Origin of the sequence: Pelomonas dachongensis, from assembly GCF_043555865.1 — a bacterium.
Taxonomy (GTDB): domain Bacteria; phylum Pseudomonadota; class Gammaproteobacteria; order Burkholderiales; family Burkholderiaceae_C; genus Pelomonas; species Pelomonas dachongensis.
The window spans coordinates 662,233-679,670 of record NZ_JBIGHY010000001.1 but is presented as its reverse complement, the minus strand read 5'-3'; the positions used below and the strand labels follow the sequence as shown (position 1 = coordinate 679,670).

Below are 17,438 nucleotides of genomic sequence, written 5' to 3'. Positions count from 1 at the left end.
CCAGCCGGTGGAATCGGGAGAGAAGGTACCAAGGCTGGAACGCCGCCACCGGTTGCCCGGGGCGGCGTTTCTATTTTCACCGCCCGTGCTGGCGTCTGGGTCAGGCCGCAGAGAAGCGGTACACCCCGTCGGCGCCCAGTTCCCGTGTCAGCGCGCCCTTAAGCCACAGCGCATTCAGGTGGGCGATGGACTCGCCCATCGCGAAGGTCGTCTGGTGCAGGTCCAGCTTGCGCTTGAACAGCACCGGCAGAAGCCCGGCCGCGTGGGTCGGCGCGGTCCGGCAGGCGGCCATCACCTCGGCGAAGCGATCGTCGTGGTGCGCCTGCAGCTGGTCGATGCGCTGGTGCAGGCCGGTGAACGGCTTGCCATGCGACGGCAGCACCAACGTGGCGGCGGGCAGGTCCAGGTAGCGGGTCAGCGACTGCAGGTACAGGTTCAGCGGGTCGGCCTCGGGCTCCACGTCGACGACGGACACGTTGGTCGAGATGCGGGGCAGCACCATGTCGCCGCTGATCAGCAGCTTCCCGGCCTCGCAGAACAGGCTGATGTGCTCCGGCGCATGCCCGTAGCCGGCGATGCAGCGCCAGGTGCGGCCGCCGATGTCCACCGCCATGCCGTCCATCAGCCGGCGGAACGCCGTGGGCACGACCGGCACCATCTTGGGGTAGTAGTCGGCGCGCTCGCGGATCTTCTGCAGGGAGTCCTCGTCGGTGAGCCCGTGGCTGCCGAAGAAGGCTGCCGCCGAGGCGCCGCCCATGCCCACGGTCGAGCTGCTGGCCAGTCGCGCCAGGTTGAAGTCCGTCGCGCTCATCCACAAACGGCAGGCCCATCGCTCGGTCAGCCAGTGCGCCAGGCCCAGGTGGTCCGGGTGGAAATGCGTGGCCATCACGCGCAGCACCGGAAGGCCGTCCAGCCGGCTCGCGAAAACGGTCTCCCAGTTGTCGCGTGTCGCGTCGCTGGCGATGCCGCAGTCGACGATGGTCCAGCCGTCAACGCCATCGATCCGGTCGCGCAGCAGCCACAGGTTGATGTGGTCCAGCGCGAACGGCAGGCCCATGCGCACCCAGCGCAGGCCCGGGGCCAGATCCAGCGCCTCGCCGGCTTGAGGCAGGGTTTCGCCGAGGGGGTAGTGCAGTTCGGATTCGCGGGCGTTGGCCATGGTGCTGCTCAGCAGGTCTTAGACTGACGTTAACGTCAAGTCAGTTTAGCCATGCCATCCCGAAAGCCTGTCTCTGCCGCGACCGACGCGCCGCAGACTTTCACGATCACGCAGCTCGCCGCGGAGTTCGACATCACGCCGCGCGCCATCCGCTTTTACGAGGAAGCCGGCCTGCTGCAGCCCGGCCGCCATGGCCGCAACCGCGTCTACGGCCCGCGCGACCGCACGCGGCTGAAGCTGACGCTGCGCGGCAAGCGCCTCGGGCTGGCGCTGCAGGAAATCAAGCAGCTGGTCGACATGTACGACAGCCAGGCCAGCGCTGCGCCGCAGCTGCGCGCGTTCCTGGCCACGCTGGCGCGGCACCGCGAACAGCTCGAACAGCAGCGCGACGACATCGAGATCACGCTGGCCGAGATCCAGCAGCACGAGAAGCGCTGCCGCGCCTTGCTCGCCGAGGCCTGATGCGCTCGTTCAGAGCGTTTGAAACTGCACACTTCGAGGGGCAAACCCTCTCTTCACGGGATTGGCAGCCTCACTAGAGTCCAGCCACTTGAGAATCTCCCGAGAACACGCATTCTGCGGAGCAGTCGTTGTGAACAAGCCCGGACCTCGCCCACCTCGGGTGCTGACCCTGACAGCACTCGCGACCGCCCTGACATGGACGCTGTCCTCGCAGCACGTCCTCGCCCAGGCCGCCGAGGCGCCCAAGCCCGCGGCCGGGCTGGAGCGCGCCCAGAAGGCGGCTGACGCCGTCTTCCATTGGATCAAGCTCAACGGCGAGAAGGGCGCCACGCGGCAGGGCGGCGCACCGGCACCCTCACCGGCGCCAGCGGCCGCGCCTGCGCCACCACCACCCGCGCCCCGCAAACCCATCCAGGCCGCCGCCCCCAAGCCTGCCCCCGCCCCTGCGGCGCTGGCCCCGCGGCCGGAGCCGAGTACCGTCGCCATTGCGGAGACCGCAACGACCCCGCCGCCAGCGGCCGTACCCGAACCCGCCGCAGGCCCTGCCCCTGCCGCCACGGCCACGGTCGAGCCGGACCCCGAACCCGGCCCCGTCGTGCTGGCCGCCGCCGCACCCAGTCCCACGGCCGCTGCGCCGCTGGCGACCGCTGCGCGCGTGACGCAGCCCGCGTCCGCACCGGCAGAGCCCGAAGAGGCGCAGCTCAAGCTGCTGACCAAGGTCGAGCCCGCCATTCCCCGGCAGTTGCTCACCCAGTCGATCCGCAACGGCTTCGCGCAGGTGCAGTTCACCGTCGCTCCCGACGGCAGCGTCAGCAAGGCGCAGGTGCTGAAGGCCAGCCATGTGCGCCTGGGCTCCGCGGCCGTCGACGCGATTCGGCAGTGGCGCTTCGCGCCCATCCCGCGGGCACGCGAGGCGGCGGTTCAGGTGGCGTTCAACAACGACACAGAGTAGGGAGGGCGCGCGCCTTTTGCGCGACACCCGCCTGGTCGCGGGCTTGACGCCCCCTGGGCGCCCCGGGATGCTCCCGCGCGACGCACGGCATCCAGCCGTGCACTGCACAACAGGGAGTTCCCATGTCGATCCGATCGCTCGCCCGCGCCCTCGCGGGTCTTGGCCTCTGCGCCGCACTGGCTGCGCACGCCGCGCCCTACACCCGCATGGTGGTCATCGGTGACAGCCTCTCGGACAGCGGCAACAATGCGCTGCTGCTGGCACAGGCCTATGGCGGCACCGTGCCTCCGGTGGTCATTTCGGACAACCAGTTCTACAGCAAGCTGACCTCCGACGCCGGCACGTACTCCAACGGCAAGGTCTGGACGCAGTACCTGGCCGAGACGCTGGGGGTCGGCCTGGCCCCCTCGATGGCCGGTGGCGGCAACTACGCCTACGGCGGCGCGCAGACCGGGCTGAACGGCAACGAGACGCCCGACGGCTTCCCTTACAGCATGACCACGCAGCTGGGCTGGTACCTGAACAACCCCACCACGGTCATCGACCCCAACGGCCTCTACGTCGTGGCCGGCGGCGGCAACAACGTGCGCGTGGCGCTGGAAGCGCTGGCGGCGAACCCGGCGCTGGACCCGGCCGCAGTCTTCGCCGCCACGGTGGCCGGCTACGTGTCCGACATGGCCACCATGGTCGGCACGCTGCGCGGTCTGGGCGCCCAGCATGTGCTGGTGCTGAACACGCCAGACTTCGGCCTGACACCGATGGTGCGCGGCATCACGCCGGTGGCCGACGCCGCCACCCAGCTGTCGGCAGCCATGAACGCCGGGCTAGGGCAAGCCCTGGCACCCACCGGCGCGACAGTGTTCGACATGTTTGGCTTCCTGCACGAGGCCGTTGCCTCCAACGTGTTCGACAACGTCACCGATGCCTGCGGCGCCGCCGTCAACAACTGCAGCGTGGACACGGCCCTGTTCTGGGATGCCATCCACCCGACCACGCTGGGCCACGCGCAACTGGCTGCCGCCGTGGCGCGCGTCATCCCGCTGCCGGAGCCGGACATGGCCGCTCTGATCGCCGTGGGCCTGTTCGCCGCGCTAGGCGCCCGGCGCCGGGCAGCCCGCCAGCAGCGCTGACATCGCCTCCAGAAACACCCGGGTGCGCAGCGGCATCAGCCGCCGCTCCGGGAACACGGCCCAGGCCGTCGAGCCGGGCAACTGCCAGTCCGGCAGCACGCGCTGCAGGCTACCGAACGCCAGCGAGTGCTGCACCATCAGCCGGTCGACGCCGGCAATGCCCACGCCGCTCAGCGCCATCTGCGCCAGCACGCTGGGCGAGTTCGCCAGCGTGCGCTGCGCCGGCTTCACGACGACCGGCTCGCCGCCGGAGGCGTCCAGCCGGCTGAGCTGCCAGGGCACGGCCTCGCCGGTGCGGCTCATCAGCATCAGCGCGTGCATGCTGTCCAGCGCCTGCGGCAGCAGCGGCTCACCGACGCGGGCCAGGTAGTCCGACGACGCGTACAGCGCCCAGTGCGTCGTCGCCAGCCGGCGCGCAGCCAGCTGGCTGTCCTCGTCCAGCGTGCCCATGCGGATGGCGAGGTCGAAACCTTCGCCGATGATGTCCACGCGCCGTGGCGTCAGGTCCAGCGTCAGTTGCACCTCGGGGTAGTGGATCGCGAAGTCGGCCAGCATCCGCGAGGCCACCTGCTCCGCGAAGTCTGCCGGCATGCTGACCCGCAGCCGCCCGCTGGGCTTGCGCTGGCGGTGCAGTGCCAGCGCCAGCGCCCCGTCCACCTCGGCCGCGACAACGCGCGCGTGCTCCAGCACACCGGCACCGAAATCCGTCAGCGCCAGCTTACGCGTCGTGCGCTGCAGCAGCTTCTCGCCCAGGCGCGTCTCCAGTGCCGCGATGCGGCGCGACACCGTGCTCTTGGGCCAGCGCACCCGCTCGGCGGCGCGGCTGAAACTGCCGGCCTCCATGACGCGGGCGAACAGCAGCAGGTCGTCGGCATCGGGTTCCATCTCTCTCTCTCCATTGCGGGCCGAGCGCCGGGCCGCTGCCAAGCCGGTCCGCCCTCGCGATGTGCTTGCCGGTCAATCCGGCAAGCATCGCCGTCCCCTCGGGGGACCGGCCAAGGTAATCCTTGGACGAGGGGCTCTTCATTGATCCATTGACAGAACAATCTTATGCAATCCGGCGACTTCTGCCGTTGATTAGCCAGTCCTAGAGTTCATTCCATCGCAACACGCCCCACCAGGAGCCCCGAATGAACCTCTTGCAGATCAACGCCAGCGCCCGCCGCACCCAGGACGACCAAGGATCCACCTCGACCCGCCTGGCCAACGAGCTGACCGCCGGCCTGCGCGCCGCCTCGCCCGAAGCCACCGTGACGGTGCGCGACCTGGCGCTGACGCCGCACCCCGTGCTGGACGAAGCCGCACTGGGCGCCCTGTTCACGCCGGCCGACCAGCGCACGCCCGAGCAGGCCTCACGCGTCGCGATGGACGACGCGCTGATCGCCGAGCTGCAGGCCGCCGACGTCATCGTCATCGGCGTGCCCATGTACAACTTCAGCGTGACCGCCCAGTTCAAGAACTGGGTCGACGCCGTGGCCCGCGCCGGCGTCACCTTCAAGTACACCGAAAAGGGCGCCGAGGGCCTGGTGACGGGCAAGCAGGTCTACATCGTGACCAGCCGCGGCGGCATCCACCGCGACCAGCCCAGCGACCAGATGACGCCTTACCTGCGCACCGTGCTGGCCTTCCTGGGCATGACGGACGTCGAGTTCGTCTACGCCGAGGGCATGGCCTTCGCTGCCGAGCAAGGCCTGGCCAACGCCCGCTCCCGCATCACCGAACTGCTTTCCACTTGATGACCCACTGAGGAAACCGCCATGAGCACCGTCGCCACTTCCCTTCTCGCCCAACCGCGCGAGGTCGAACGCCTCGTCGCCGGTCAGCCGACCAGCGACGGTGCGGGCGTCAAGTTGAACCGCGTGCTGACGAACAACCTGCAGCGCCGGCTGGACCCCTTCCTGATGCTGGACGCGTTCGGCTCGGAGAACCCGGATGACTATGTCGCCGGCTTCCCCGACCACCCGCACCGGGGCTTCGAGACCATCACCTACATGCTGCAGGGCCGCATCCGCCACCGCGACTCGGCAGGCAACGAGGGCCTGGTGTCGGACGGCGGCGTGCAATGGATGACGGCCGGCCGCGGCGTCATCCACAGCGAACTGCCCGAGCAACGCGAAGGCCGCATGTCCGGCTTCCAGCTGTGGCTGAACCTGCCCGCCAAGGACAAGCTGCGCGACCCTTGGTACCTGGACGTGCAGGGCGCCGACGTGCCGCAGTACGAGCGCGAGGGCGTGACCGTGCGCGTCATTGCTGGCGACAGCCATGGCGTGCAGGGTGCCGTGCAGCGCGAGGTCACCGAGCCGCTGTACCTGGACCTGCACCTCGCACCTGGCGCCCGCTTCGAGCAACCATTGCCGGCCACGCACAACGCCTTCGTCTACGTTTACCAAGGCGCGCTGAAGTTCGACAGCGGCTGCCTGCAGCGCGAGGGCCGCATGGCCATCCTGGCCAACACGCCCGGCAGCGACGGCGTGCGGCTCCAGGCAGGCGACGAGCCCACGCGGGCCATCCTGGTGGCCGGTAAGCCACTGGGCGAACCTATCGCGCAGTACGGCCCGTTCGTCATGAACACCGAGGCCGAGCTGGTGCAGGCAGTGCGTGACTTCCAGGCCGGTCGCCTGGCCTAGGGTGAGAATCGGTCCCCCATGACCGGACCGATGCGCACCTGCTGATGGACCGCCTCCAAGCGATGGAGGTGTTCGTCGCCGTGGTGGACCACGGCGGCTTCGCGGCGGCGGCGCGGCGGCTGGACCTGTCCGCCCCCGTCGTCACGCGCGCCGTGGCCGAGCTGGAGGCGCGGCTGGGCGTGCGGCTGCTGACCCGCACGACGCGCACCGTGCGCGTGACCGAGGCCGGCGCGCGCTACGCCGACGACTGTCGGCGCATCCTCGCCGACGTGGGCGAGTCGGACGCCGCCACCAGCGGCAGCCGCACGCAGATCAAGGGCCTGCTCAGCGTCACGGCGCCGGCCATGTTCGGCAACCTGCACGTGACGCCCATCGTCGCCGACTACCTGCGGCGTCATGCCGAGGTCGATGCGCACTGCCTGTTCGACGACCGCGTCGTCAACCTCGTCGACGAGGGCCTGGACGTGGCCGTGCGCATCGGCGAGCTGCCCGATTCGTCGCTGCAGGCCATCCCCGTGGGCCACGTGCGGCGCGTGCTGGTGGCCACGCCGAGCTATCTCGCTGCGCAGGGCCGGCCGGCCACACCGGCACAGCTCGCCGGGCACGTGCTCATCCAGCCGACCGGCGTGTCACCCTACCCCGAGTGGCGCTTCACCCACGCCGGTCGGCCGGTGGTGCAGCGCATCCGCCCGCGCCTGCGCACCACCACCAACGACGCCGCCCGCACGGCTGCGCTGACGGGGTTGGGCATCGCGCGCCTCGTCAGCTACCAGGTGGCCGACGACCTCGCCAGCGGCTCGCTGCAGCTGCTGCTGCCTGACTACGAGACACCGGCGATCCCGGTGCATGTGCTGCACCGGGAGGGCCGGCACGTGACGCAAAAGGTGCGCGCCTTCGTGGACCTGGCGGTGGAGATGCTGCGGGGCAATGCGGCGCTGCGTTGAGCAGCGCGAACCGGGGTGGTCGCCCGTCACTCCCACCGGGCTCACCAAGCGCGGAATCCGACGAAGCGTCGTTTGGGTGGGATCACCTGCAGATCGTCTGTGACTCCAGTCGCTAGGCTGTGGTTCCTTTCTGCATGGAGATCGTTTTGAGCCGAACACGAAGCTTTTTTGCCGGCATGACTGCCTGCGCCACACTCATCGCCGCCGTCACACTTTTGACCGGCGCCAAGGCGCCGCCGAGCAAGTTCGAAGAGATCGACGTGGGTCGCATCAACATCCGCGAGCCTGATGGAAGCTTGCGCATGGTCATCTCCAACCGCGAGCAGTTCCCGGGCACCCCGTGGAAGGGTGCCGAACAGCCAAGACCCGATCGACGCACCATGGCGGGCATGCTTTTCATCAACGATGAAGGCACGGAGAACGGCGGGCTGATCCAGAAGGGTGCCATCGGTGCGGACGGCAAGGTGAATGCCGGCCTCAGCCTGACATTCGACCGTTTCCGGACGGACCAGGTGCTCCAGCTGCTTCATGCTGAACAGGATGGACGGGTCCGCACTGAAATCGCCATCAACGACGAAGCAGACCCGCTCAAGCTGGACCTGCCGCAACGCAAGGAAATGATGCGCGAGTTCTCGACACTGCCGACCGAGGAGCGCCGGGCCGAGATGGCCAAGCTGCGGGCAGAGGGCTTGCTGCCGCAGAACCGGGTGCGCATCGGGACCACAGCCGACCGCGCCTCAGCTTTGCAATTGAGCGATGCACAGGGGCGGCCTCGGCTGTTGCTGCTTGTCACGGCGGATGGCAGGCCGAGCATTCAGATGCTGGACGACAAGGGCAAGGTCGCGCGGACGATCTCGCTTGATGCGGCAGCGCTCTAGCGCGCCACATCCCACTCGGTTGACAACGGACGGCCTGGCAGGCGCGGCTTCCAGCCTGCCAAGCGCCCCCTTTTCGACGCGTCACCCGCCGTCAGCACCAATCACCCACGGTTCTGCGGCGCCCAATCGCGAAACCGCCAGCGCAGCGGCAGCGCGTCGCGCAGCCACCAGGCCTCGTCGAGATGGAAACGCCACGCGCGCTCGGCGCCGTCCGGCAACGGTCCGTCCCAGACGATGTCGGCACGGCCGGTCAGCGTCAGCAGGTCGCCGCGCTCGAAGTCGATGAACAGCAGGCCCGCGCGGCCATCGGCCTCCAGGTTGCCGAGCGTCATGAACATGCGGTTGCCAGCGTAGTCGGGCACCAGCAGCGTCCGCTCGTCCTCCTGCACGACAAAGCCAGCGGGGCCGCCGCGGTGCGACACGTCGGCGCCCGCATCGCTCGCGGCGCCCGCGTGTGAAGCGACGAACAACGTGTCGGCCGACGCGATCAGCCAGGCCGCATCGCCTGCCAGGTCCGCCACGCGTTCGACGGCGCGCGGCCGCGTGTCGGCGGCGTCGCGCACCCAGTCGACCTCGCGCCCCTGGATGTACTGCGGGCAGTTGCCCACGGTCTGCTGCACGCGCAGGCGCAGGCCTTGCGGACCTGCCGCCTGCAGCTGCCCGTTGACGCGGTTGCGCCGCCGCGTGTGCAGCTCGATGCCCAGCAGCCCCAGCGGCGCGCCCGCCACCATGCCGGCCGCGGCCGGGTCGCCGGGGATGGGCGTGGCGGCGAAGTCCAGGTGCCGGTCGTCCGGAGCGCGCACGAAGCCCGGCCGCCCCACCAGCAGCGTGGCCCAGGGACGGCCGGCGGGGTCCACGCTGCCGGCCAGCATGAAGGGCAGCTGCTCGTAGAAGCGTTGGTGCTGTTCGGGCAGGTGGTTGCGCACGACGCGGGTGCCGATCTCTGCCATGCGTTCGGCCATGCCGATGCGCGCCTGCACGGCGACTTCGCCGGGGTGGAAGGGTGTGTCCATAGCGGTCAGGCGGCGCGCAGGCCGGCCACGGTTGTCTTGAACGGCACGAAGCCCGGCAGCGCCTCGATGCGCGCCAACCAGGCTCGCAGTGCCGGATAGGGCGCCAGGTCCACATTGCCCTCCGGCGCGTTGACGATGTAGCTGTAGCCGGCGATGTCGGCCAGCGTTGCGTGCTCGCCGACGAGGAAGGCGCGGCGCGACAACTCGCCCTCCATGACCTTGAACAGGCCATGCGCACGGTCGATGACCTCGTCGACATCGAAACGCGCGCCGAACACCGTGACCAGCCGCGCTGCGGCCGGGCCGTATGCGATCAGGCTGGACGCCACCGACAGCCAGGCCTGCACCGCCGCGCGGCCGGCCGCGTCGTGCGGCAGCCATCGGCCGGCCGTGTCGTACTTCGTCGCCAGGTAGACCAGTATGGCGGTGCTGTCCCAGACGAAGTGGCCGTCGTCGTCCAGCAGCGGCAGTTGGCCGAAGGGATGGCGGGCGACGAACTCGGGCGCCTTGTGCGCGCGGGCCGCGAGGTCCACGTCGATGAGTTCGTGCGGCAGGCCCAGCAGAGATAACGCCAGTTCGGCGCGATGGGCATGGCCGGAGAGGGCGTGGCGGTACAGCTTGAGGGACATGGCAGGCTCCGTTGAAGGCGATGGGCCTCACTGTGCCGAGCCGGGAGCCGCCGCGAAACGGCGCGGGCGGCAAGTCATTCTTTCGGCGCGTGGCAAGAGTCGCCTCCCCAGACAATCACGCCATGACCGCCCGCCGCCACAGCCCCGCCGCCGAACGCAACGGCCCACCCATCCTGGCCGCGCTGCAGCACCTGCTGCCGTCCACCGGCGTGATGCTGGAAATCGCCAGCGGCACCGGTCAGCATGCGGCCTTCTTCAGCGCAGGCCTGCCCGGCTGGCAGTGGCAGCCGAGCGACTTCGAGCCCGCCGCCCTGCCCTCCATCAGCGCTTGGTGCAACGGCCTGGCGCGTGTGCGGCCACCGATCACGCTGGACGTGCTGGCCGCCGACTGGCCCGGCGTGCCGGCGCAGGTCGACGCGATCTACTGCGCCAACATGATCCACATCGCGCCGTGGCCCTGCACGGCGGGCTTGATGCAAGGCGCGGCGCGGCACCTGGCGCCGGGAGGATCGCTGATCACGTACGGGCCGTACCTGCTGGACGACGAGCCGACAGCCCCGAGCAATCTGGCGTTCGATGCCGATCTGCGGGCGCGCAATGCGGCCTGGGGCATTCGCCGCTTCCAAGACGTGGCGGATCAAGCAGCGGCCGTCGGACTGAGCCTGCGCGAGCGGCGCGACATGCCAGCGAACAACAAGCTGCTGGTGTGGGCGCGAGCTGGCTGACCACGCGCCGCCGCTCGAACCACCGCGATAGCAAAGACGCAAGACCATCGGACCCTGGAAAGAGCCATGGCCTCGGGAGCGAGGTCAGTCCTTTCGCCCGGCCCCGAGATAGGTCTCGATCACCCGCGGGTCCGCCGCCAGTTGATCCGCCGGCCCGCTCAGCCCGAACTCACCGGTCTCCAGCACATGCCCGTGGTCCGCCACGCGCAGTGCGGCGCGGGCGTTCTGCTCCACCAGCAGCAGGCTGACGCCGCTAGCGCGCAGGTCTTCGACGATGGCGAAGATCTCTCGCACGATCAGCGGTGCCAGGCCCAGGCTGGGTTCATCGAGCATCAGCAGCTTGGGTTGGCCCATCAGCGCGCGGCCCAGGGCCAGCATCTGGCGTTCGCCGCCGGACAAGGTGCCGGCCTGCTGCGCGCGGCGCTCCTTCAGCCGCGGGAAGCGCGTGTAGACGCTGTCCAGCCCGTCGCGCCAGCGCTTGTCGCCCAGCTTCCTGGGTCGCCAGCCGCCCAGCAGCAGGTTGTCCTCGACCGTCATGGTGCCGAACAGCTCGCGCTTCTCTGGCACCAGCGCAAGGCCGGCCAGCACGCGCTCTTCGAGCGTCAGCGGCGCGATGTCTTCACCGGCGAAGCGCAGCGTGGCGCTGCGCGACGGGATCAGGCCCATCAGCGCGCCCAGCAGCGTGCTCTTGCCCGCGCCGTTGGGGCCGATGACGGTGACGACGCTTTTCTCCTGCGCGGCAAAGCTCAGGCCATGCAGCACTTCGGCGCGGCCGTAGCCAGCGTGCAGATCAGCGACTTCAAGGAGAGCGCTCATACCCGCCCCTCGTCCGACGAGTACGTCGGCCCATCCCCCAAGGGGAGGCCGGCCGGCTTGGGAGTGGCCCGGCGCTCGTCCGGCAAGTCGTCCGCCCCCAGGTACGCGGCACGCACGGCCGGGCTGGCCTGCACCTCGGCCGGCGTGCCTTCCATCAGCCAGCGGCCGAACTCCATGACGACGATGCGGTCGGTCAGCTTCATGACGAAGTCCATGTCGTGCTCCACCAGCAGCAGCGACAGGCCCTCGGCCTTCAGCTGCCGCAGCACCTCGGCCAGCGCTTCCTTTTCCTGGTGGCGCAGGCCGGCGGCGGGTTCGTCCAGCAGCAGCAGCGACGGGTCGCTGGCCAGTGCGCGGGCAATCTCCACCAGGCGTTGCGGGCCTAGCGCCAGGTTGCCGGCCAGCTCGTGCGCCTGGTTCTCCAGGCCGATGCGCCTCAACTGGCGCAGCGCCTCGGCGCGGGCCTGGGCTTCCTCGGCGCCGTTCAGGCCCAGCATCGCGCGCAGCGTGCCGGTCTTCGTGCGCAGGTAGGTGCCCACCGCGACGTTCTCCAGGACCGTCATGTCGGGCACCAGCTTCACATGCTGGAAGGTGCGGCTCAGGCCCGCACGTGCGATGTCGCGGCTGGCGCGGCCGTCCACGCGCTGACCGAGCAGCTCGACCTCGCCGCTCGTCAGTGGCAGCACGCCGGAGATGAGGTTGAAGGTGGTGCTCTTGCCCGCGCCGTTGGGGCCGATAAGGCCCACGATGTCGCCGGCGCGGATGGTGAAGCTGATGTCGTTGACGGCGGTGAGCCCGCCAAAGGCCTTCCTGATCTTGCGCACCTCCAGCAGCGGTGCGCCGCGCGGCGGGTGGCTGCGTGCGCTGAGCTTCGGGGCATCCTCGTCCACCGGCTTGACGGGGCGCCCCGGCAGCCAGCGCGACACCAGCGGCCACAGGCCATCGGGCGCGAAGCGCAGCACCAGCACCAACGCGATGCCGAACACGATGATCTCGTAATTGCCCGAGCCGCCGAAGACCATCGGCAGCCAGACCTTCAGCTGGTCTTCGGCCAGCTTGACCAGCGCCGCGCCGGTGAACGCGCCGCCCACCGTGGCAATGCCGCCGATGACGGCCATGAACAGGTACTCGATGCCAAACTTGATGCCGAACGGCGACGGGTTCACGCTGCGCTGCATGTGCGCGTACAGCCAGCCCGATACCGAGGCCAGCAGCGCCGCGATGACGAACATCGTCAGCTTGTAGCGGAAGGTGGAGGCGCCCATGGCCTCGGGCATGGTGGCGCCGCCGCCGCGGTGGGTGTTCAGCGCGCGCATGATGCGGCCCGGCCGCGAGTCCAGCAGCCGCGTGACGCCCAAGGCCGCCAGCAACGCGGCGATCCATATCAGCCAGTAGATGCGTCGCTCGCTCTGGAAGCTGAAGTCGCCCAGCTGCACCGCCGGCAGGCCCAGCAGCCCGTCGTACTTGCCCAAGGCGTCCAGGTTGCCGATCAGGTAGTACAGCGCCAGGCACCAGCAGATGGTGGCCAGCGGCAGGTAGTGGCCCGACATGCGCAACGTCAACATGCCGATCAACAGCGCCAGCACCCCCGTGACAGCCACGCCCGCCACCAGCCCCAGCCACGGCGACAGGCCCATCACGACGGACAGGTAGCCGGTGGCGTAGGCACCCACGCCGGCGAACGCAGCCTGGCCGAAGGAAGTCAGGCCGCCCACGCCGGTCAGCAGCACCAGGCCCAGCACCACCAGGGAGAACAGGCCGATGTAGTTCAGCTGCGTGATCCAGAAATCCGGCACCGGCAGCAGCGGCAACAGCAGCACCACGACGGCGGCGACCGCCGCAAGATGGAAACGCTTCATGGTCTTCAATGCTCTTCGTGGTGCGGGTCCACGAAGGACCGCCACAGCAGGATGGGCAGGATCACCGTGAACACGATGACCTCCTTGAACGCGCTGGCCCAGAAGGAGCCGAAGCTCTCGATCAGGCCCACGCCGATGGCACCGGCTAGTGCCATCGGGAAGCTGGCCAGGCCCGCGAACACCGCGGCGACGAAGCCCTTCAGGCCGATCAGGAAGCCGGTGTCATAGTAGATGGTGGTGGACGGCGAAATCAGCAGCCCCGACAGTGCGCCGATGAAGGCGGCCATCGTGAAGCTCAACGACCCCGCCGCGTCGCCCGAGATGCCCATCAACCGCGCGCCGGTGCGGTTCACCGACGTGGCACGCAGCGCCTTGCCCGCCAGCGTGCGCTCGAAGAACAGGAACAGCGCGGCGATCAGCGCGATGGAGGCGCCGAAGATGATCAACGTCTGCCCCGTGAAGCTCAGCGGCCCGGCGTCGAAGCGGGCGTCCCAGAACGCCGGCGTGCGGTAACCCTCGGCCCCGAAGAACACCAGGCCGATGCCCGTCAGCGCGAAGTGCACGCCGACCGACACGATCAGCAACGTCAGCACGCTGGCGCCCGACAGCGCGCGGTAGGCCACGCGGTACAGCAGGGGGCCCATGGCCGTGACCAGGGCCAGCGTCAGCAGCACCTGCACCAGCAGCGGCGGCTGCTGGGGCGCCAACCAGCGCGTGACCCACGCGATCAGCAGCGGCACGACGACCGCGCCCACCTGCCGCCGCGCGATGCGCCCGAACGCCCAGCGCTCGCGGATGGCCTGCACGGTGTCCAGCACGGCGCCCGCGACGGCCAGCATCACCAGCAGCCACACGGTGCCGGGCACCTTGCCCAGCTGCAGGGCCGCCAGCGTCAGAGCGCCGAATGCGACGAACTCGCCCTGCGGGATGAAGATGACGCGGGTGACCGAAAACACCAGTACCAGGGCCAGCGCGACGAGGGCGTAGATGGCCCCGTTGGTCAGCCCGTCCAGGCCCAGGATGGCGGCAATCGTGAAGTCCATGGCGGCTCAGCAACGAGTGAGCAGCGATAGTAAAACCATTTGCCGACCGATCGGTCGGGTATTACCCGACGCCACGCCGCAGATACAAAAAGGGCGCCCCGCGAAGGGGCGCCCCGTCGATCACCGCGGGATGGATCAGCTCGCGCTGACGACCAGCTGGTTGTTGACGTGCTTCACACCGTCCACGGCGGAAGCCAGCGTGGTCGCGCGCTCGCGGGACTGCGAGTCAGGCGCCTTGCCCGTCAACGTGACCATGCCTTCGCGGGTGTCGACATTGATCTGCGTGGCCTTCAGCTTGTCGTCCGCCACAAGCGCGGCGTTGACCTTGGCCGTGATGCCCACGTCGCTGGTGGCCTGCGACGCGTCGGCGGCGGCACGCTCGGCCGTGGCCTCGGCGCCGGCCATCGCTTCCTTGGCGTCCTGGCGGGTCTCGGCGGCGGCCTGCTTGGCTTCGGCGACAGCACCGTCCAGGCGCTGCCCGGCGGTCATGTCGTCTTCCTTCTTGCTGCAGGCGGTCAGCGCAGCGGCCAGGGCCACGGCGGACAACAGGGAAATGCGTTTGGTGGCGGGGGTCATCATGAGGCTTCCTTTCGCGGGGAATGAGGCCTGACAGGCCGATGGCTGAACTTTGGACGTCGGCCGGCGCGGCGTGTTTCAGTCCAGGCGCCGACCGCGTGTCGGACCAGGCCGACAGGCCCGAAAAAGACCGGGCGGCCGGTCGCGTCCTACAGAGGCCGCCGCCACCGTCCCACGCCCGCGGGCACGCGCAGTGCCCAGCATCGCGACATGAAGAAGAAGACTATCGCCCTGGCCGCTGGCGGCGTGGTGCTGGCACTCGGGATTGGCATGGCGTGGGCGGATTGGGCCGGCTGGCCCGGCCTCGCGGCGCGCCTTGCCGAGCGCGCCGGCCACGGCCTGCAGGTGGACGGCGACACGCGCGTGCACCTGATCTGGAACCCGCGGTTGCAGTCCACACAATTGCGCGTGCTGGCGGCGGACGGTCAGTCGCTGCTCGATGCGCGGGACGTGCAACTGGCCTGGCGCTGGGGCGACCTTTGGCGCTGGCACTACGACGGCGACGCGCTGCGGCTGAGGCGCGTGCAGGCCGAATCGCTGGCGCTGGACTGGCAGCGTGACGCCGCCGGACGCACGCCCTGGCAGATGAAGCCGAGCGGACGCGACCGCAGTCAGCCCACGCCGATTCCGACCATCGACGAACTCATCATCCGCAACGGCACCGCGCGCATGGACGACGCGCCGTTGCAGCTGAAGGCGGACGCGCGCTTCTCTACGCAGGCCGACGGCCGCTGGACGGCCGGCATGCTGGGCACGCTGCGTGGCCAGCAGCTCCAGCTGAACGCGGAGGCCGAGCAGGGTCTGGCGCTGCTGTCCGGCCCTGAGGCCGGTCACCCACCGGTGAAGCTGCGCGCCGAGATGACCCACGGCCCCGAACGGCTGGCCTTTGCCGGCACGGCCGCCTCGCTGCTGGACGCGCGCGCGCTGGACGGCCAGCTGCAGGTGCGCGGCCGCTCGCTCGCCGCCATGGGCAAGCCCTTTGGACTGACGCTGCCGACCACGCCCGATTTCGAGCTAGCGGGCCGGCTTCAGCACGCGTCCGGCGTGTGGCAGCTGCGCGGCATCAAGGCGCGCATCGGCGAGAGCCGCCTGGGCGGTGACTTCGCCTACGACACCCGTCCTGCCCGGTCGCAGCTCAGCGGCATGCTGCGCGGCGGTCCATTGCGCCTGGCCGATCTGGGCCCGGTGGTAGGTGCGGACCAGGAGCCCAGCCGGCAGGGCCGCGTGCTGCCCGACCGGCGCCTGGACATCCCGTCGCTGAACATGATGGACGCGCGGGTGGCCGTTGCGCTGAGCCAGCTGGACCTGGGCACCCAGGCGCTGGAGCCGCTGGCGCCCGTCAACGTCAGTGTGATCCTGGAGGACGGCGTGCTGGCGCTGGACTACCTCAACGCGGGCATTGCCGGGGGCGAGGTAAGCGGCCAGGTGCGGCTGGACCCGCGCAGCGGCACGCCGCTGTGGCACGTCAACCTCGGCGTGCGCGGCATGGCGGTGGAGCGCTGGCTCAAGCTGGACGCCAAGCTGCTGACCGAAAGTCCCATCACCGGCCGCATGCAGGGCGACATCAACGTGCAGGGCCGCGGCGCCAGCATGGCTGCGCTGCTGGGCACGCTGGACGGGCCGGTGCGCGTGCGAATCGAGAACGGCAGCGTGTCGCACCTGCTGACCGAGGCCGTGGGGCTGGACGTCGCGCAGGGCCTGGGCCTGCTGTTCCGCGGCGACAAGAACCTGCCGCTGCACTGCGCGCGGCTGGACGGCCGCTTCCAGGCCGGCGTGCTGCGCCCGCGCACGGCCGTCGTGGACAACCGCGACAGCCGTCTGGACCTGGACGGCCGCGTCAGCCTGGCCACCGAGAGCCTGGACCTGCGCGTGGTAGCGCAGCCCAAGGACTTCTCGCCGCTGTCGCTGCGCGCGCCGGTGCGCGTGCAGGGCACGCTGTCCGACCCGCGCGTAGCGCTGGAAGGCAAGAAGCTGACGGGGCGCGGCATCGCCGCGATCGCCCTGGGCGCGCTGGCCACGCCGGCCGCCGCGCTGCTGGCCTTCGTGGACCCGGGCGAGGACGTGCCGCCGGTGGACTGCACGCTGTCGCCACGCAAGCCGGCGCCGCCCGCCCGTGCGCAGACCGAAGCCAAGCCGGTGAAGGGCTGACAAAAACCGGTCGAGAGCACGGGCTCAGTGAACGGGCTGAGTTAAAGAGACTGACAGAGATCGAGTAGGAGGAGGGGTTGCCCCCCCCTTCCGTCCTCCCACACCGCCGTACGTGCCGTTCGGCATACGTCGGTTCCTGTCTACTGGACGAGGTGCCCAGCGAGCTTGGTTTCGTTCGTCGTGTCGCCTGATTTGCATCGAGCACCACCGCACCGCATCGAGACTTCCTGCCTCGACTCAGCGGTTGCCGTGGCTCTTGGCCCGTGCCAAGACTTCTGCCCTGCAATGCCAGAGAGCACGCGTGACTGTCCACTCATGACAGGGTCGGCCCTTCGCCGCTGCGGCTCCCAGCGACTACTACGGCCTCTGCTACCCCCTGCCGGCCCCTCCCGTCGCCTTGCGACGCCGGTAGCGCTATCGGGCAGGCTGACAGGTCTCCCAGGGTAAGACGCGCGACCTTCACTGCATACACCCGCC

17 protein-coding genes are annotated in these 17,438 nt (G+C 69.9%); 9 read left to right on the top strand and 8 right to left on the bottom strand.

The genetic code is table 11. The features are described from left to right. Positions 1-100 precede the first annotated feature (100 nt). Positions 101-1,159, bottom strand: coding sequence for an MBL fold metallo-hydrolase (locus ACG02S_RS03305; RefSeq protein ID WP_394469018.1), 1,059 nt, complete (start codon positions 1,157-1,159; stop codon positions 101-103). A 51-nt stretch (positions 1,160-1,210) separates the two neighbouring features. Between ACG02S_RS03305 and ACG02S_RS03300 the strand changes: the two genes are divergently transcribed. The 3 genes from ACG02S_RS03300 (at position 1,211) to ACG02S_RS03290 (ending at position 3,703) form a co-directional block, all read left to right on the top strand. Beyond that, entirely contained in the window at positions 1,211-1,621 is a 411-nt protein-coding gene (locus tag ACG02S_RS03300; protein WP_394469017.1) for a MerR family transcriptional regulator, read from the top strand. A gap of 160 nt (positions 1,622-1,781) precedes the next feature. Continuing rightward, on the top strand, positions 1,782-2,573 hold the full coding sequence (locus ACG02S_RS03295) for an energy transducer TonB (RefSeq protein WP_394469016.1): 792 nt from the start codon (positions 1,782-1,784) through the stop codon (positions 2,571-2,573). A 122-nt stretch (positions 2,574-2,695) separates the two neighbouring features. Then, positions 2,696-3,703: an SGNH/GDSL hydrolase family protein gene (locus ACG02S_RS03290; RefSeq protein WP_394469015.1), complete on the top strand. Its 1,008-nt coding sequence runs from the start codon at positions 2,696-2,698 to the stop codon at positions 3,701-3,703. Here ACG02S_RS03290 and ACG02S_RS03285 read toward each other — a convergent pair. Further along, on the bottom strand, positions 3,665-4,588 hold the full coding sequence (locus ACG02S_RS03285; RefSeq protein ID WP_394469014.1) for a LysR family transcriptional regulator: 924 nt from the start codon (positions 4,586-4,588) through the stop codon (positions 3,665-3,667). The genes ACG02S_RS03290 and ACG02S_RS03285 overlap by 39 nt on opposite strands. A gap of 245 nt (positions 4,589-4,833) precedes the next feature. Here ACG02S_RS03285 and ACG02S_RS03280 point away from each other — a divergent pair, with 245 nt between their 5' ends. The 4 genes from ACG02S_RS03280 to ACG02S_RS03265 all read left to right on the top strand — a co-directional run bounded on the left by ACG02S_RS03280 (position 4,834) and on the right by ACG02S_RS03265 (position 8,152). After that, positions 4,834-5,439: an FMN-dependent NADH-azoreductase gene (locus tag ACG02S_RS03280; protein ID WP_394469013.1), complete on the top strand. Its 606-nt coding sequence runs from the start codon at positions 4,834-4,836 to the stop codon at positions 5,437-5,439. Positions 5,440-5,460: 21 nt separating this feature from the next. After that, positions 5,461-6,330, top strand: coding sequence for a pirin family protein (locus ACG02S_RS03275; protein WP_394469012.1), 870 nt, complete (start codon positions 5,461-5,463; stop codon positions 6,328-6,330). A 44-nt stretch (positions 6,331-6,374) separates the two neighbouring features. Continuing rightward, entirely contained in the window at positions 6,375-7,274 is a 900-nt protein-coding gene (locus ACG02S_RS03270; RefSeq protein ID WP_394469011.1) for a LysR family transcriptional regulator, read from the top strand. A gap of 134 nt (positions 7,275-7,408) precedes the next feature. Further along, on the top strand, positions 7,409-8,152 hold the full coding sequence (locus ACG02S_RS03265; protein ID WP_394469010.1) for a hypothetical protein: 744 nt from the start codon (positions 7,409-7,411) through the stop codon (positions 8,150-8,152). A gap of 101 nt (positions 8,153-8,253) precedes the next feature. Here ACG02S_RS03265 and ACG02S_RS03260 read toward each other — a convergent pair whose 3' ends face one another. Further along, positions 8,254-9,165, bottom strand: coding sequence for a pyridoxamine 5'-phosphate oxidase family protein (locus ACG02S_RS03260; RefSeq protein WP_394469009.1), 912 nt, complete (start codon positions 9,163-9,165; stop codon positions 8,254-8,256). 5 nt (positions 9,166-9,170) lie between these two features. Then, entirely contained in the window at positions 9,171-9,794 is a 624-nt protein-coding gene (locus ACG02S_RS03255) for a glutathione S-transferase family protein (protein WP_394469008.1), read from the bottom strand. Between the two features lie 122 nt (positions 9,795-9,916). Between ACG02S_RS03255 and ACG02S_RS03250 the strand changes: the two genes are divergently transcribed. Beyond that, positions 9,917-10,519: a DUF938 domain-containing protein gene (locus ACG02S_RS03250; protein WP_394469007.1), complete on the top strand. Its 603-nt coding sequence runs from the start codon at positions 9,917-9,919 to the stop codon at positions 10,517-10,519. Between the two features lie 84 nt (positions 10,520-10,603). Here ACG02S_RS03250 and ACG02S_RS03245 read toward each other — a convergent pair whose 3' ends face one another. From ACG02S_RS03245 to ACG02S_RS03230, 4 genes are all read right to left on the bottom strand, one after another. Continuing rightward, complete coding sequence (locus ACG02S_RS03245) at positions 10,604-11,335, bottom strand: ABC transporter ATP-binding protein (RefSeq protein ID WP_394469006.1); 732 nt, start codon at positions 11,333-11,335, stop codon at positions 10,604-10,606. Continuing rightward, positions 11,332-13,194, bottom strand: coding sequence for a branched-chain amino acid ABC transporter ATP-binding protein/permease (locus tag ACG02S_RS03240; protein ID WP_394469005.1), 1,863 nt, complete (start codon positions 13,192-13,194; stop codon positions 11,332-11,334). Before ACG02S_RS03240 ends, ACG02S_RS03245 begins: the two co-directional genes overlap by 4 nt. 5 nt (positions 13,195-13,199) lie before the next feature. Further along, complete coding sequence (locus tag ACG02S_RS03235; RefSeq protein WP_394469004.1) at positions 13,200-14,237, bottom strand: branched-chain amino acid ABC transporter permease; 1,038 nt, start codon at positions 14,235-14,237, stop codon at positions 13,200-13,202. A 135-nt stretch (positions 14,238-14,372) separates the two neighbouring features. After that, the gene (locus ACG02S_RS03230; RefSeq protein ID WP_394469003.1) at positions 14,373-14,816 is read right to left on the bottom strand and encodes a BON domain-containing protein; all 444 of its coding nucleotides are present in this window, start codon (positions 14,814-14,816) and stop codon (positions 14,373-14,375) included. A gap of 207 nt (positions 14,817-15,023) precedes the next feature. Here ACG02S_RS03230 and ACG02S_RS03225 point away from each other — a divergent pair, with 207 nt between their 5' ends. Then, entirely contained in the window at positions 15,024-16,961 is a 1,938-nt protein-coding gene (locus tag ACG02S_RS03225; protein WP_394469002.1) for an AsmA family protein, read from the top strand. Positions 16,962-17,438 lie beyond the last annotated feature (477 nt).

Coding starts and splice junctions, on each gene's coding strand:
- ACG02S_RS03305 (WP_394469018.1), bottom strand. CDS start 1,159: ATGGCCAACGCCCGCGAATCCGAACTGCACTACCCCCTCGGCGAAACC.
- ACG02S_RS03300 (WP_394469017.1), top strand. CDS start 1,211: ATGCCATCCCGAAAGCCTGTCTCTGCCGCGACCGACGCGCCGCAGACT.
- ACG02S_RS03290 (WP_394469015.1), top strand. CDS start 2,696: ATGTCGATCCGATCGCTCGCCCGCGCCCTCGCGGGTCTTGGCCTCTGC.
- ACG02S_RS03285 (WP_394469014.1), bottom strand. CDS start 4,588: ATGGAACCCGATGCCGACGACCTGCTGCTGTTCGCCCGCGTCATGGAG.
- ACG02S_RS03280 (WP_394469013.1), top strand. CDS start 4,834: ATGAACCTCTTGCAGATCAACGCCAGCGCCCGCCGCACCCAGGACGAC.
- ACG02S_RS03275 (WP_394469012.1), top strand. CDS start 5,461: ATGAGCACCGTCGCCACTTCCCTTCTCGCCCAACCGCGCGAGGTCGAA.
- ACG02S_RS03270 (WP_394469011.1), top strand. CDS start 6,375: ATGGACCGCCTCCAAGCGATGGAGGTGTTCGTCGCCGTGGTGGACCAC.
- ACG02S_RS03265 (WP_394469010.1), top strand. CDS start 7,409: ATGGAGATCGTTTTGAGCCGAACACGAAGCTTTTTTGCCGGCATGACT.
- ACG02S_RS03260 (WP_394469009.1), bottom strand. CDS start 9,165: ATGGACACACCCTTCCACCCCGGCGAAGTCGCCGTGCAGGCGCGCATC.
- ACG02S_RS03255 (WP_394469008.1), bottom strand. CDS start 9,794: ATGTCCCTCAAGCTGTACCGCCACGCCCTCTCCGGCCATGCCCATCGC.
- ACG02S_RS03250 (WP_394469007.1), top strand. CDS start 9,917: ATGACCGCCCGCCGCCACAGCCCCGCCGCCGAACGCAACGGCCCACCC.
- ACG02S_RS03245 (WP_394469006.1), bottom strand. CDS start 11,335: ATGAGCGCTCTCCTTGAAGTCGCTGATCTGCACGCTGGCTACGGCCGC.
- ACG02S_RS03240 (WP_394469005.1), bottom strand. CDS start 13,194: ATGAAGCGTTTCCATCTTGCGGCGGTCGCCGCCGTCGTGGTGCTGCTG.
- ACG02S_RS03235 (WP_394469004.1), bottom strand. CDS start 14,237: ATGGACTTCACGATTGCCGCCATCCTGGGCCTGGACGGGCTGACCAAC.
- ACG02S_RS03230 (WP_394469003.1), bottom strand. CDS start 14,816: ATGATGACCCCCGCCACCAAACGCATTTCCCTGTTGTCCGCCGTGGCC.
- ACG02S_RS03225 (WP_394469002.1), top strand. CDS start 15,024: ATGAAGAAGAAGACTATCGCCCTGGCCGCTGGCGGCGTGGTGCTGGCA.